At 35.4% G+C, this 15,567-nt stretch carries 11 protein-coding genes; all 11 read left to right on the top strand.

The window, feature by feature from the left end; genetic code table 11:
- The first annotated feature begins 388 nt into the window (after positions 1-388).
- The 11 genes from ACSYSW_RS00930 to fdhE all read left to right on the top strand — a co-directional run bounded on the left by ACSYSW_RS00930 (position 389) and on the right by fdhE (position 15,481).
- Entirely contained in the window at positions 389-1,210 is an 822-nt protein-coding gene (locus ACSYSW_RS00930; RefSeq protein ID WP_491705123.1) for a sugar phosphate isomerase/epimerase family protein, read from the top strand.
- Between the two features lie 38 nt (positions 1,211-1,248).
- Positions 1,249-2,121 (top strand): shikimate dehydrogenase, encoded by an 873-nt coding sequence (locus tag ACSYSW_RS00935; RefSeq protein ID WP_491706130.1) that lies wholly within the window; start codon positions 1,249-1,251, stop codon positions 2,119-2,121.
- A gap of 109 nt (positions 2,122-2,230) precedes the next feature.
- Complete coding sequence (aroD, locus tag ACSYSW_RS00940) at positions 2,231-2,995, top strand: type I 3-dehydroquinate dehydratase (protein ID WP_491705122.1); 765 nt, start codon at positions 2,231-2,233, stop codon at positions 2,993-2,995.
- A gap of 164 nt (positions 2,996-3,159) precedes the next feature.
- Entirely contained in the window at positions 3,160-4,020 is an 861-nt protein-coding gene (locus ACSYSW_RS00945) for an SDR family NAD(P)-dependent oxidoreductase (RefSeq protein ID WP_491705121.1), read from the top strand.
- Between the two features lie 264 nt (positions 4,021-4,284).
- On the top strand, positions 4,285-4,575 hold the full coding sequence (locus ACSYSW_RS00950; RefSeq protein ID WP_491705120.1) for a putative quinol monooxygenase: 291 nt from the start codon (positions 4,285-4,287) through the stop codon (positions 4,573-4,575).
- Between the two features lie 196 nt (positions 4,576-4,771).
- Positions 4,772-6,814, top strand: coding sequence for an oxidoreductase (locus ACSYSW_RS00955; RefSeq protein WP_491705119.1), 2,043 nt, complete (start codon positions 4,772-4,774; stop codon positions 6,812-6,814).
- A 149-nt stretch (positions 6,815-6,963) separates the two neighbouring features.
- On the top strand, positions 6,964-9,438 hold the full coding sequence (plsB, locus tag ACSYSW_RS00960; RefSeq protein WP_491705118.1) for a glycerol-3-phosphate 1-O-acyltransferase PlsB: 2,475 nt from the start codon (positions 6,964-6,966) through the stop codon (positions 9,436-9,438).
- Between the two features lie 276 nt (positions 9,439-9,714).
- The gene (fdnG, locus tag ACSYSW_RS00965; RefSeq protein WP_491705117.1) at positions 9,715-12,783 is read left to right on the top strand and encodes a formate dehydrogenase-N subunit alpha; all 3,069 of its coding nucleotides are present in this window, start codon (positions 9,715-9,717) and stop codon (positions 12,781-12,783) included.
- Between the two features lie 16 nt (positions 12,784-12,799).
- Complete coding sequence (fdxH, locus tag ACSYSW_RS00970; protein WP_491705116.1) at positions 12,800-13,771, top strand: formate dehydrogenase subunit beta; 972 nt, start codon at positions 12,800-12,802, stop codon at positions 13,769-13,771.
- Positions 13,764-14,447 (top strand): formate dehydrogenase subunit gamma, encoded by a 684-nt coding sequence (locus ACSYSW_RS00975; protein ID WP_491705115.1) that lies wholly within the window; start codon positions 13,764-13,766, stop codon positions 14,445-14,447. Before fdxH ends, ACSYSW_RS00975 begins: the two co-directional genes overlap by 8 nt.
- 110 nt (positions 14,448-14,557) lie before the next feature.
- On the top strand, positions 14,558-15,481 hold the full coding sequence (fdhE, locus tag ACSYSW_RS00980; protein WP_491705114.1) for a formate dehydrogenase accessory protein FdhE: 924 nt from the start codon (positions 14,558-14,560) through the stop codon (positions 15,479-15,481).
- The last annotated feature ends 86 nt before the right edge of the window (positions 15,482-15,567 follow it).

A 15,567-nucleotide genomic window follows, 5' to 3' on the forward strand; every position in this document is an offset into this window, starting at 1 on the left:
TGAAGTACCTAAAAAGCCCGTATTTAATATTATAGGTATAAATATAGATTATCCCTTACAGGGAGAAAAAATACTAACTTATCTTGATTAAAATGATAAATAAAATTTTATTCCTTAAATGTAAATCCTTTCTTTTGCTCTATTAATCGCCAAAGAAGAAGTTTAAAAAGAATCCAAAAACAAGATAAAAAGAAGATAAAAAGAAGATAAAAAATGGTTTTATTAACACCTTTTAATTATTTATTTCTTAATTTATTGCTCAATAAAATAATAAAAAATATGAATAGAAATCAACTTATTTATAGATATTTTATTATATATAATTATAATGGTTAGCAAGCAAAGAAATTTTAATTTTTAGATTTGAATTGACTATTAAGGAGACATTATGTCTGAACGTCCTATTGGCTTAGCAGCCTTGACGGTGCTTGATGTATCACCAGCAAATCAAGTTATTGTTGCGGCTGAAGCAGGTTATACTCATGTCGGATTGCGACTTATCCCAGCAACACCAACCGAGCCAGTTTATGCAACTGTCGGCGATACTCCGATGATTCGTGAAGTCGAACGTCGTCTACAAGAAACTGGCATTAAAGTATTAGATATCGAAATCTTTCGCTTAAAACCTGATACACGTGTGATTAACTTTTTACCGGTACTTGAAACAGGGGCAAGATTAGGGGCAAGCCAAGTGCTTTTAGCCGGTAATGATCCTGATGCCAATCGTTTAGCCGATAATTTTGCCGCCCTTTGTGAAATTGCAGCTCCTCTTGGCATTGCCATCAATATTGAACCTATGCCATGGACAAATATTCCAACCGTTTCATCTGGCGTCGAGTTATTAAATAAATCTAATCAAAATAACCAAGGCCTAATTATTGATCCTTTGCATTTTGATCGCGGTTCGAATACGCTTGAAGATCTAAAGAAAGTTCCTAAAGATTGTTGGCGTTATATGCAGTTATGTGATGGAACGAAAGAAAAACCGCAAGATACCGAAGGCTTATTATATCAAGCTCGAAATTATCGCTTATCACCAGGAACAGGGGGCATTGATTTAGTCTCATTACTTAAAGCCTTGCCTGAAATGCCAATTTCAATTGAATGTTGTAATGACGAATTAGCTCTTTCTAAATCACCTATTGAACGAGCTAAAATGTATATAGCAGATACACGTGCTTTATTAAAACGTGTGGCTGAAGAATCTTAATTTAATACCTTAGCTAAGGTTATTGTTGGAGAATAATGATGAAAAGTAACATCGACGGGCACTATGAATTAATTGGTTTAATGGCCTACCCAATTCGACACAGTTTATCCCCACAAATGCAAAATACTATTTATGCAAAGCTTAATCTTCCTTATGTGTATTTAGCCTTTGAAGTTGATCAAGCAAAACTACCCGATGCAATTAAAGGATTAAGAGCGATGGGTTTGCGTGGTTCGGCTATTTCAATGCCGAATAAACAACTTGTTTGTCAATATCTTGATAAGTTAACACCGGCTGTTGAAATGAGCGGTGCTTGTAATACTATCTCAAACGAAAACGGTGTCTTAACCGGTTATAATACCGATGGCATTGGCTATATGCGTTCATTAAAAGAAGAAGGTATTGATGTCATTGGTAAAAAGATGACTATTCTTGGTGCTGGCGGTGCGGCAACAGCTATTGTTGTGCAAGCTGCTTTAGATGGCGTTAAAGAAATTGCTATCTTCAATAGACAAGATGAATGTTTCCCTAAAATTCAAGCCGTTGCTGAAAAACTGAATCAAAATACAAATTGCACTGTACGCGTTATTGATTTAGCCGAAGAAGAACAACTTCGTCATGAAATCGCAACAAGTACTGTACTTTGTAATGCGACAGGCGTCGGCATGAAACCATTAGAAGGTCAAAGCTTAATTACAGATCCAACCATGTTACGCCCTGATCTTGTTGTAACAGATTGTATTTATAGCCCGCGCAAAACTAAATTGCTCGAAATGGCTGAGCAACAAGGCTGTAAAACCTTAAATGGTATTGGCATGATGCTATGGCAAGGTGCAGCACAAGTTAAAATTTGGACAGGTGAAGATGCGCCTATTGATTATGTCAAAGAACAAATGGGTTTTAATCAATAAGGGTTTAATTACTCATAATTTAATTATTAATAAGATGTTTATTTATTAATCATTCTAAAATGAAAATGTTATTCTAAATGCATCTTATTGATTATTTATAGGATTTACTATGAACACCATTACCGTAAAAAATATTGAAATTGGCAAAGGCGCACCAAAAATTATTGTGCCTATTGTTGGCAAAACAGCAACCGAGCTTGAAGAAGAAGCTCTTTTTTTACAATCGATTGATTTTGATGTGCTGGAATGGCGCGTTGATCATTTTAGTCAAATTGATGATATCAATGCTGTTAAGCAAGTTGCAAAACGCATTGCCTCATTGTTGCCGACTAAACCTATTTTATTTACTTTTAGAACGATTAAAGAAGGTGGCGTTAAAGATTGGCCTCTTGATGCTTATATCACCTTAAATAAAGAAATGGCGGCAAGTGGTTTAATCGATATGATCGATGTTGAAGTCTTTATCGGTGACGATCATGTCAAAGAAATTATTGAAGTCGCTCACAAACATAATATTGTCGTTGTCGCCTCAAACCATGATTTTGCTAAAACGCCATCGCAAAGCGATATTGTTTATCGTTTACGCAAAATGCAAGATCTTGGCGCTGATATTCCAAAAATCGCCGTCATGCCTCAAACAACTGCCGATGTTTTAACATTATTAGCCGCCACGAGCGAAATGCACGAAAAATATGCAACTCGTCCTTTAATCACTATGTCGATGGCTGGACTTGGTGCCATTAGTCGCGTATCGGGTAGCACATTTGGATCGTCGATGACATTTGGTGCGGCTAAAACCGCCTCTGCACCTGGGCAGTTAGATGTTAAAGAATTACGTTTTATATTAGATGTATTAGAACGTAGCCGTGCTTAAAGAGCCATAGTCGCTTAACTATTTTTAAGATTATTATTAGATAGATAATGAGCATTATGATTATAACGATAAAAAAGATAAATAATTTACCATTATGCTTACTGTATCTATCTAATAAAAAATCGACGAATTAATGTAAAGAATTAAATAACGTTGGAGTTTTTATGAGTAATGTAGAAAAAAACACAAGCTGGTTAGGTTTAGAGAATGATGTTTGTGTAATTACGGGTGCCGTTGGTGGAATGGGCTCAGAAATTTGTCGTGAATTTGCTAAACAAAAAGCAAATCTTGTTTTAATCGATTTAGATGAAGCTAAATGCCAACAATATGCTAAAGAATTAGCTGACGAATATGATATTAAAGCAATAGGTTTAGCTTGCAATACCACAAATGAATCTAGCGTTGATGCCGCAGTTGCTAAAGTCAAAGATATATTTGGTCGTTGCGATGTTCTTGTTAATACTGCCGCTATTTTGCGTTTTTGCCCGATTGAAGATTTACCGCTTGATGAATGGAATGCCACCATTAATGTTAATATGACCGGTTATTTTTTAATGTCACAACGTTTTGGTCGTTTAATGATCGCACAAAAATCTGGCCGTATGGTTCATATCTCAACTGTCGCATCACATACCCCTGAAACCTATAGTGGTGCTTATAGTGCAACTAAAGCTGCTGTTTCGATGATGTCTAAACAATTTGCTGCTGAATTAGGTCAATTTGGCATTCGCAGTAATGCCGTTTGCCCATGTTTTGTAAAAACGCCTTTATCTCGCAAATTCTATGAAGATAAAGCGGTTGAAGAAGGACGTACTCGCATGATAGCAAGTCGCCGTATTGGTGAAACCATGGATATTGCTAACGCTGTTTTATATTTAGCCAGTAATCGTTCTGATTATTCAAATGGTACAGAACTTGTCGTTGATGGTGGTTATGAAGTGATGTTAGGTGATTTGGTACCTCGTCCTGGTGGTCGTCGTCAATTTGCTATTGAACAGCATGCTGCTTCAAAACAAGCAAAATAAGTTAATTTAACCATTAAAGTTAGTTCTATAAATAAATCATTGCATTATATTTACTATAACCTGTTTCACATTGTTAAATGTTGAAACAGGAAAAATAATTAAAGTGTAAAGCAAAATGTTAATTTTTCAATAAAATGATGAAAATTAAGTATTTACGATAAAAACAACTATTGAAGCATAAATTTTGACCGTTATAATAAATTACTTTATTTAATTTAATGATTCCTAAATTTATGGTGATAAAACAATAAATTAGGAGCAATTATGACGCAAATCAACCTTATCGCAATTCATCAAGTAAAACCTGAATTTAAAGATGCTTATCAACAAGCAGCCAAAGATGTGATCATGGCAAGTCGACAAGAACAAGGTTGTATTAGTTATGATTTAACGATTGATCTCAATGAAGCTAATACTTTTGTATTTATTGAAACTTGGGCATCACAAGAGGCTCTGTCTTATCATAATAGCACTGAACATTTTTTAAAATTTGTATCATTTTTAGAGAATAAATTAACCAAACGTATATTCTATAAATTAGAAAAAATTCAATAAAAATCCATTTAGTTTAATTAATGGCTTTCGTTTGATTAAGCGAGAGCCATTAGCTATACCTAAATTTATAGAATATTTAGATTAATTATAAAATATTTATAGAATTTAATTATAAATTAAGGAGTTCCTAACTGGTCAGCCACTAGGAAAACCAACCGAATTTAAAAATATCTTTATTATATTATAGGAGACAAATATGCCTAATTATTCAGCTATATTTGAACCATTTGTTATTAATCGAACCGTTATCCGTAATCGAATAGTTATGCCACCTATGGGCAGTAATTATGCAACATTAACAGGTGAGATTGTTGAAGATCATATCCAATATTATGAACAACGCGCTAAAGGCGGCACTGGATTAATTATTCTTGAAAATGTCTGTGTTGATTTTCCTTATGGAACCAACGGAACCACCCAATTAAGATTAGATAATGATCAGTATATTCCTGGGCTATATAATTTTACTGAGCGCATGCATCGTCATGGCGCATCAGTTGCCGTGCAAATTAATCATGCTGGAGCTTCTGCCTTTCCAGGGCGCTTAAATGGATTACAACCTATTTCATCGTCTAACATTCCGTCTAAAACTGGCGGTACTTGCCCTCGACCTGCAACAATTGAAGAGATCCATCATGTTATTAAGCAATATGGCTTAGCTGCAGATCGAGCAAAACGTGCCGGTTTTGATGCTGTTGAAATTCATGCAGGTCATTCTTATTTACTCAGTCAATTTTTATCGCCATTATTTAATAAGCGTACCGATGAATTCGGCGGTAGTATAGAAAATAGAGCGCGATTAACACGTATGGTTATTAATGAAATTCGGGCAAAAGTAGGTCCTTTTTTCCCTATCTTATTACGGGTTAGTGCCGTTGATTTTATCGATGGGGGCAACACCTTAGAAGATACTTTACAAATTTTAGAATATTTAAATGATGAAGTTGATGTATTTGATATATCAGCCGCGCAAAATGATACAATTCAATTCCAAATCGACCAAATGAATTTACCTGACGGTTGGCGTTCTTATATGGCTAAACAAGTGCGCGATAAATTCAAAAAACCGACTATTGCGTCTGGTAACTTTCGCGATCCTGAAATTGTCGCAAGAACAATTGAAGAAGGCATTGCCGATTTTGTGGTGCTTGGTCGTGGTCTGATTGCAGACCCTTATTGGGTCGAAAAAGTCCGTAATAACGAGATAGATACTATCCGTAAATGTATTTCTTGTAATATTGGTTGCGCCGACCACCGTATTGCACGTGCTAAACCAATTCGATGTACGATTAATCCAGATGTTATTAGCTATGAAGATTATAAACGTTACCAAGTTTCAACGCCGGTTAATGTGGTTGTCATTGGTGGCGGTTCTGCTGGGTTAGAAGCAGCTTGTACCGCTGCCGAAGTAGGCTGTAATGTAACGTTATTTGAACAAAAGCCGTTCTTAGGTGGACTTTCTACCATGATAGCGCGTTTCCCTGATAAAAAACGTATCGCAGATTTACCTTTGTTCTTAATTAATCGCGCTAAAAAATTAAACAATCTGGCTATTCATTTAAATACAACGGCAACACCGGAATTAATCGAAGAGTTAACACCAGATTTAGTCGTCATGGCAACAGGCTCTAAACCTTTATTGCCACCGATTAAAGGTTTACAAGAACAATTAACGGCTCAAGATAAAAAAGTATTTTCAATTTTCGATATTATGGAAAACTTTGAACAATTTACTGATATCCAAGATAAGAAAGTAGTAGTCATTGGTGGTGGTGCTGTTGGTCTTGATGTGGTCGAATATTTTACAGGACAAAAAGCCAAACAAGTTTCCATTGTCGAAATGAAACCTGTCATGGCTGAAGATTTAGATTACATTGGTCGTATTTCAATGATGGCAATGATTAAAGAAAATAATGTTGATGTCCATTTATCAACAACATTGCTAGAAGTTGCTGAAAATTATTTTTTAGTTAAAGACAAACAAGGTAACGAGCTTAAGCTTGATTTTGATTATGGTTTTGTTTGTTTAGGGATGATGTCTGAAAATACTATCAGCTCAGCCTTAACTGAACATGCTAAACAACATCATTACATTTTGCAAAAAATTGGTGATTGTAAACAAGCACGTAAATTAATTGAAGGAATGCGTGAAGGTCGTGATATCATTACGCAAATTCAAACTATTGAGCGAGACAAAGGAAAAGATATTCGCGGCATCGATATATACAAACCTCTTTAATCTCTTTCAAGATCGTTATAATATTGTCCACTATTAAATGAGTAGTGGGCAATTTCATTATTCATTAAAAATATACTCACAATTTTTGAATTACTATCAGTTATATATTATGAGCTATCTCGATCAAGCTTTTATAATTATGATTATATATGTTATATATAATTGAAAGTAAATATAATAATATCTTACGAGGTTTATTTGTTATGTCATCTTGGTGGACTAAAGTCTATTTTTCTATTATTCAGTTTTCTGTAAGACTTTTCGTAAAAAGTAAATCAATACCAACCGATCCAATATCTGAATTAAACCTTGATATTAACAGCCCTATTTTATACGTACTTCCTTATAATTCTAAAGCCGATTTAATGGTCGTTCGTCAGCTCGCTTGTCGTTATGGTTTACCCGATCCCCTTCATGAAATAACAATTGATGGTAAAACGTTACCCTCTTATCTTTTTATTGATAAAGGGCACGGGATTTTTGCTTCGAAAAGACAACAACAAAAATCGATCGAAATTTTAAGTAGTTTTATTTCTCTTCATCAAAAAAATCGTGCATTAAATATTCAAATGCTACCGGTATCGGTTATGTTTGGTCGAAAACCTGATAAAGAAGGTAAAAAATTACCATCGTTACAAGTTTTAAATGCACCAAGTAAATTCTTTAAAATGTTATTTTCAGGACGAGACTGTTATGCTCGATTTTCCCATTTCGTCTCATTTAAAGATATTAAAGTCAATAGCGAGGCAGATCTTGCAAAGCATGGGCATAAACTTTCTCGTGTGGCACGGATTCATTTTTCAAAACAACGCATGGCATCGATTGGTCCAAAATTACCCGTTCGTAAAGAGATGTTAACGAAATTATTAGAAAGCCCTGTAATTAGTGAGGCAATTGCCGAAGATGCTAAAAGTAAAAACATCGACCTTAGTACCGCAAAACAAAATGCATTAAATATACTCAATGAAATTGCCGCTAATTTTTCGTATCGTATGTTACGCATTACTGATTGGGTTTTAACATGGGCTTGGCATCGACTCTATCAAGGATTAAAAGTTACCAACGCCGATCCCGTTCGTGAGCTGGCGCAAAATGGGCATGAGATTGTTTATGCGCCATGCCATCGTAGCCATATGGATTATTTATTATTATCTTATGTGCTTTATCGGCAAGGTTTAGTTCCTCCGCATATTGCCGCGGGTATTAATTTAAATTTCTGGCCTGCCGGTCCTATTTTTAGGCATCTTGGCGCCTTCTTTATACGCCGCTCTTTTAAAGGCAACAAACTTTATACAGCTGTCTTTCGAGAATATTTAGCTGAGCTTTTCACTCGCGGTTATGCGGTTGAATATTTTATTGAAGGTGGTCGCTCACGTACCGGTAAATTATTAGATCCAAAAACCGGTATGCTAACGATGACGATTCAAACCTTATTACGAGGCGATGCTAGACCTATCACTATCGTTCCTGTCTATATCGGTTACGAACATGTTCTTGAAGTTGCAACTTACGAAAATGAATTACGTGGAGCTAAAAAACAAAAAGAAAGTTTGTGGCGTACGCTTAAAGCCTTATCTAAATTAAAAAAATTAGGCTATGGCTATGTCAATTTTGGCGAGCCAATTCCTGTTAATCAATTTTTAAATCGCCATGTGGTCGATTGGCGAGAATCAATTGATATAACGGGTACACAACGACCTAATTGGCTTACTCCAACAACCAATTTATTAGCTAAAAATATTATGGAAAATATTAATACATCTGCCGCGGTTAATGCCATGAATTTGTGTTGTTCCATTTTATTAGCCTCTGACCAACGGACATTAACTAAAACTAAATTAATAAAATTACTGGATGAATTATTAATTATTTTGCGCCATGTTCCTTATTCAGATTTAGTTTCAATTCCAAATGAAACCGCCGAAGAGTTATTTGAACACGCTAAAGAAATGGGTAAATTTATTATTACAAAAGATCAAGGTAGTGAATTCATCGGTCTAACATCTGATCAAGCGATATTAATGACTTATTATCGTAATAATATTCAGCATTTACTTATTATTCCTGCGCTAACAGCCCGTATTTTATTTAAGCATTCGCGCATTAATCAAACTGAAATAATGGCAGAAATTAAGCTATTATTTCCATTAATTAAAGATGAGTTATTTTTATATCAAGATGAAACTCAACTTGAAAAGTATGTTAATGATATTTTAGAAACATTTATACAATTAGGCTATGTTGAACGTATAAATAATGATTTTAGCGTCAATGTATCAAATAAAACGAATTTACAATTATTAGCCACGACTTCAAAAGATAGCTTACAGCGTTATGCGATCGTCTTCTCGTTATTACAAAACGATCCGACTATTAGTCGAATGGCGCTCGAAAAAGAAGGATGCGCATTAGCAGAACGATTGTCTATTTTACATGGCATAAATTCCCCAGAATTTTTTGATAAAGGTATATTTTCGACATTAGTCTACTCATTACGAGAACAAGGTTATTTAGATGATGCGGGTGATGCCAATATTGAAAAAATTCATCATATGAATACGATTTTGCAACCTTTAATAACAAATCGTGTTATGCAAACTATTGAAGAATTTCAAGTTAACTAAGATTTTTTTATTTACAAAGCCCCGCGTAATTTTTCTATTTCGTGGGGCTTTTTTTATTATTTTAACTTTAACTCTTAAACTTAAAACAAAATCATTTATGAAAAACAAAATAATCCATTTTTATTTTAATAAATTTGTGATCATCAACGAAGAATTACTCTTTATTTCATTATCATAAACGATTACTATATTTAAGATTGTCCATAATTTTTTATTAATCAAAAATAACAATATAACAATGTTTTGTTTGTAATGTCAGTTTTATAAGGAGTTCGTATGCTATTTAACCGTCGTCAGTTCTTTAAGATCTGCGCTGGAGGCATGGCTGGAACGACAGTCGCCACGCTGGGCTTAGCCCCCAATGTTGCATTTGCCCAAACCCGCCAATATAAATTATTAAAATCAAAACAAACCCGTAACAACTGTACTTATTGTTCTGTTGGTTGCGGAATTTTACTTTATAGCCTAGGCGACGGTGCTAAAAATGCCGTTTCTTCTATTTTTCATATCGAAGGTGATCCTGATCATCCTGTCAGCCGTGGCTCTCTTTGCCCAAAAGGTGCTGGGGTTTTAGATTTTATTCATAGTGAAAACCGAGTCAAATATCCCGAATATCGAGCCCCTGGCTCTGATAAATGGCAACGCATCAGTTGGGAAGAAACATTTGATCGTATTGCACGTTTAATGAAAGATGATCGTGATAAAAATTTCATTGCTAAAAACGATCAAGGGACAACGGTAAACCGTTGGACAACAACCGGCTGGCTAGTCAGTTCTGCTGCCAGTAACGAGACCGGTTGGCTAGCCTTTAGAATTGCTCGCGCAATGGGTATGCTAAGCCTTGAAACACAGGCTCGTGTTTGTCATGGACCGTCTGTTTCTAGCTTATCGGCAAGCTTCGGCCGAGGTGCTATGACCAACAATTGGACTGATATAAAAAATGCCAATGTTATTATTGTGATGGGTGGTAACGCTGCCGAAGCTCATCCCGTTGGCTTTAAATGGGCAATCGAAGCTAAAATTACTAATGGCGCTGAATTAATTGCTATCGATCCGCGTTTTCAACGTACGGCGTCTGTTGCCGATCGCTATGTCCCTATCCGAGCTGGCTCTGATATTACCTTTTTATTGGGTATTATTAATTATTTAATCAGTCATAACGATGTTAATTTTGATTATCTCATTGAACAAACTAACGCCAGTTTAATTGTTCGTGATGATTTTAATTTTGACGCTAATACCGGATTATTTAGTGGTTATGATGCCAGCACACGAAAATATGATAAATCAAGTTGGGCTTACCAATTAGATAGCAATGGTTTTGCACTACGCGATAAAACCTTAAGTCATCCACGTTGTGTATGGAATTTATTAAAAAAACACGTCAGCCGCTATACACCTGAAGTTGTCAATAATGTAACGGGGACACCTATTGATGATTTTTTACATGTTTGTCAAAAACTAGCCAGCACAAAAACTAACGATCGCGCAGCGACTTTTCTGTATGCATTAGGTTGGACTCAGCATACTTACGGTACGCAAATTATCCGTACATCGGCAATGATCCAACTTATTCTTGGTAATATTGGTGTAATGGGCGGTGGGATTAATGCACTGCGAGGACATTCTAACATTCAAGGTTTAACTGACGTTGGTTTATTATCTAATCGCTTACCCGCTTATCTTGATTTACCATCAGACTCACAAATTTCACTCGCACAATACCTTGCAGAAAAGACGCCTAAACCATTAGGCGCAACCGAAGTTAATTTTTGGAAAAATTATCCTAACTTCTTTGTTAGTTTTATGAAATCTATGTTTGGTAATGCATCGACTAAAGACAATGATTGGGGCTATGATTGGTTGCCAAAATGGGATAAAACCTATGATGTCTTGCAATTTAGCGAAATGATGCGTAATGGACAAGCTTCAGGGTTAATTTGTGAAGGATTTAATCCATTAGCTGCTTTTCCAGATAAGCAAAGCACGCACGAGGGATTATCTAAATTAAAATATCTCGTTGTCATTGATCCAATAAAAACGGAAACATCTGAATTTTGGAAAAATTATGGTGAAACAAATGATGTCGATCCGAGCCAAATTCAAACCGAAGTCTTCCGCCTACCTTGTAACTGTTTTGCTGAAGAAGATGGTACGATTGTAAATTCTGCACGCTGGTTACAATGGCATTGGTCAGCAGCAACCCCGCCTTTTGAAGCTAAATATGATGTTGAAATCATGTCAAATATCTTTTTACGAATTAAAGAGTTGTACGCAAAAGAAGGTGGTGCTTATCACGAACCGATGAATAAATTAGTCTGGAATTACGATATTAAAGATTTCCCATCGGCAGAAGAATTAGCACAAGACTATAACGGTCGTGCATTAGCTGATCTGACCGATAGCAATGGCAACGTGACAATTAAAAAAGGTCAATTATTAAGTAGCTTTGCACAATTAAAAGATGATGGTAGTACATCATCAGGGATTTGGGTCTTTTGTGGATGTTGGACAGAGCAAGGCAACCAAATGGCAAGACGCGATCCAAGTGATCCAACGGGTAAAGGGATCCATCCTGGATGGGCTTATGCTTGGCCTTTAAATCGTCGTGTTCTTTATAATCGCGCATCATGTGATAAAAACGGTAAACCACTTGATCCTAATCGTGTTCTTGTTGAATGGGATGGTAATCGTTGGATAGGAAATGATGTTCCTGATTTTACCGCTACATTATCACCTGATAAGGAAGCGGGCGCCTTTATTATGAATAGTGATGGTTTAGGTGGTTTATTCTGTTTAAATCGTTTAGTCGACGGTCCTTTTCCAGAACATTATGAGCCGTTTGAGACGCCTATAGCGACAAATCCACTGCATCCAAAACAAATTAATAATCCGGCAACGCGCGTCTTTAAAGATGATTTAAATCGTTTAGGAACAGCTAACGAGTTTCCGTATGTTGGCACAACCTACAGCATTACTGAACATTTCCATTTTTGGACTCAGCATGTTCGTTTGTCGGCTATCTGTCAACCTGAACAATTTATTGAAATCAGTGAAAATCTTGCTAATCAAAAAAGCATTAAACATGGTGATACCGTTAAGGTTTCCTCTTATCGTGGCTATATCAAAGCCAAAGCTGTTGTGACTAAACGTATTCCAACGTTACAAGTTGATGGTAAAGTTGTTGAAACGATTGGTATTCCTATTGTTTGGGGATTTACTGGAGTCACCAAAAAAGGATTTTTAGCCAATACGCTAACACCTCATGTTGGCGATGCCAACTCACAGACGCCAGAATATAAATCATTCTTGGTAAATATCGAAAAAGTGTCGCCAATGGCGTAATTAAGGAGAATATATTATGTCATTACAATCTCAAGACATTATTCGACGTTCTGGAACTAATCGACTAACACCGCCACCTCAAGTTAGGGATCATCAAGCAGAAGTCGCTAAATTAATCGATGTGACTACCTGTATTGGTTGTAAAGCCTGTCAAGTTGCTTGTAGTGAATGGAATGATTTACGTGCCGAAATAGGTAATAATGTCGGTGTTTATGATAATCCTGCCGATCTAGAACCAAAAGCCTGGACAGTAATGCGCTATTCTGAAGTTGAAATTAATGGAAAATTAGAGTGGTTAATTCGTAAAGATGGCTGTATGCATTGCGCCGATCCAGGTTGTTTAAAAGCATGTCCTGCTGAAGGTGCAATTATTCAATATGCCAATGGTATTGTTGATTTTCAATCTGAACAGTGTATTGGATGTGGTTATTGTGTTGCTGGATGTCCGTTTAATATTCCGCGCGTTAGTAAAGAAGACAATCATTCCTACAAATGTACGCTTTGTGTTGATAGAGTTACAGTCGGGCAAGAGCCTGCATGCGTCAAAACTTGTCCAACAGGTGCTATTCATTTCGGTACTAAAGTCGATATGATTCGTCATGCTGAACATCGTATTGTCGATTTGAAAAAACGCGGCTTTGAGCATGCAGGTTTATATAATCCTTCAGGTGTCGGTGGGACACATGTTATGTATGTTCTACATCATGCCGATCAACCTGAGTTATATCATGGTTTGCCGAAAGATCCGAAAATTAGTGAAGTCGTTAAATTCTGGAAAGGTATTTGGAAACCTATTTCTGCTGCCGCCTTTATTGCAACCTTTGGTGGATTACTTTTCCACTATATGGGTGTTGGGGCTATTGATGTAGAAGAGGAAGATATCGAAAAAGAAAAAGAAGAAGATGCACAAAATCGCCAGTCGCTTGGTTTACCAATGGCTAATCACAAAAATGAATCTCATACACAACAGGGGAATCACTATGAGTAAAAAAGGGATGATTTTAAGAACTCCGTTACTGGTTCGTTTTTGCCATTGGTGTATGGTTTGTCTTTTTATTTTGACGGCATTTTCTGGTCTATCATTATTTTTTCCATCGATTAAATTATTTGGATTAGTATTAGGTACACCACAATTAGTTAGGGAACTTCATCCTTTTACGGGAATTGGCGTTTTCATTTTATTAATGTATATGTTAATTAGATTAGCAAAGCATAATATTCCAAATAAAAACGATATTACTTGGCTGAAAAAATTCAAATACGTCATTATGGGTAATGAAGATGATATTCCCATTGGGAAATATAATGTTGGTCAAAAATTCTTATTTTGGTCAATTATGGGATTAATTACGGTTTTATTCGTTACAGGTCTTATCATGTGGCGTCGCTATTTTGCCGAATATTTCCCAATTCCAATAATTCGTATAGCGATATTTTTCCATTCCGTCGCAGCTATTGCGCTAATGTTGCTTATTATTGGTCATATTTATATGGCAATATGGGTTAAAGGCTCAATAACCGGCATGATAACGGGTTATGTTTCAAGAGCTTGGGCACGAAAAAACCATTCTCTTTGGTATAAAAAAGAAATGGATAAAGTCTATAAAAAAGAATTAGCTCAAAAAAGCCAATCGGAACAAATATCAAACGAAAATAATTCATAGCAATTTAATCTATTAAATGATGCTTTTGCGCGCTTAATGACATCTATCCTAGTGTAAATAACTCATGATAAATGTCATTAAGCTCAATACAAAAATGATGGAAATCCTTAATGAGTATAACAATTCGCCCTCAACAAGAAATAGAACAACAAGCTAATGCCTCAATCATCAAAAAAATTCCTTTATTATTTTATCCTTCGGCAAAAACGCTTTATACCCATCGAATGAAAAGATTAAAACAATTAGCACAAGAAAGCACATTTAGTGATTATCTGAATTTTTGTGCCAATATTGCAAAAGAACAAGCTAATTTGATTAAATCCCACCCTCTTGATATTGATGTATCAGATCTATTACATCATACAACAACACCTTTAAGTTTAACGAATTATCAACTACCACTAAAATGGCAAGATTATTTAATAAAATTATTAGATAATTTGACAATTCAAACGGACGAAATTGATCGTGTTATCCAAAATCTTAAACAAAATACACCCGAACAATTACAAGATAAGGCTATTCACTTATTAAAAAATGAATTTGATAAAGTCAATAGTGACGAATCGCTGTTTATTTGGTCCGCATTATCAGTTTTTTATGTATCCCTTGCCAGTCAAATCACAGGAAGAGCAACAGCTGAAAATGCAAAAAAGCATTGGTTATGTCCAGTTTGCAATAGTTTACCAATAGCTAGTGTTATCCATTTTGGTAATAACAATGGTTTACGCTATTTACATTGTAGTTTATGTGAAAGTGAATGGTATGTGCCGCGAATTCAATGTACAAGCTGTGATAATACCGAAAATCTTAATTATTTTTCCTTAGATAATAAACTCGCAGCAATAAAAACAGAATGCTGTGAAAAATGTAATAGTTATTTAAAAATTTTCGATCAAGATAAAGATCCATATATTGAAGTTGTTGCTGACGATATAGCCTCTTTAATTTTAGATATGAAAACCGAAGAGGAAGGATTTGCTAAAACGGGTCTTAACCCTTTTATTTTTATTCATGAAGAAGAACAACAATAATAATTAATCATTGTAGCAAAAATAATAGCACTTAACATTTTAATAGATAAGCGTTAGAATAAGACATTGTACTAGTTTGCGAGTTT

The sequence above is a fragment of the Gilliamella sp. ESL1225 genome, assembly GCF_058502635.1.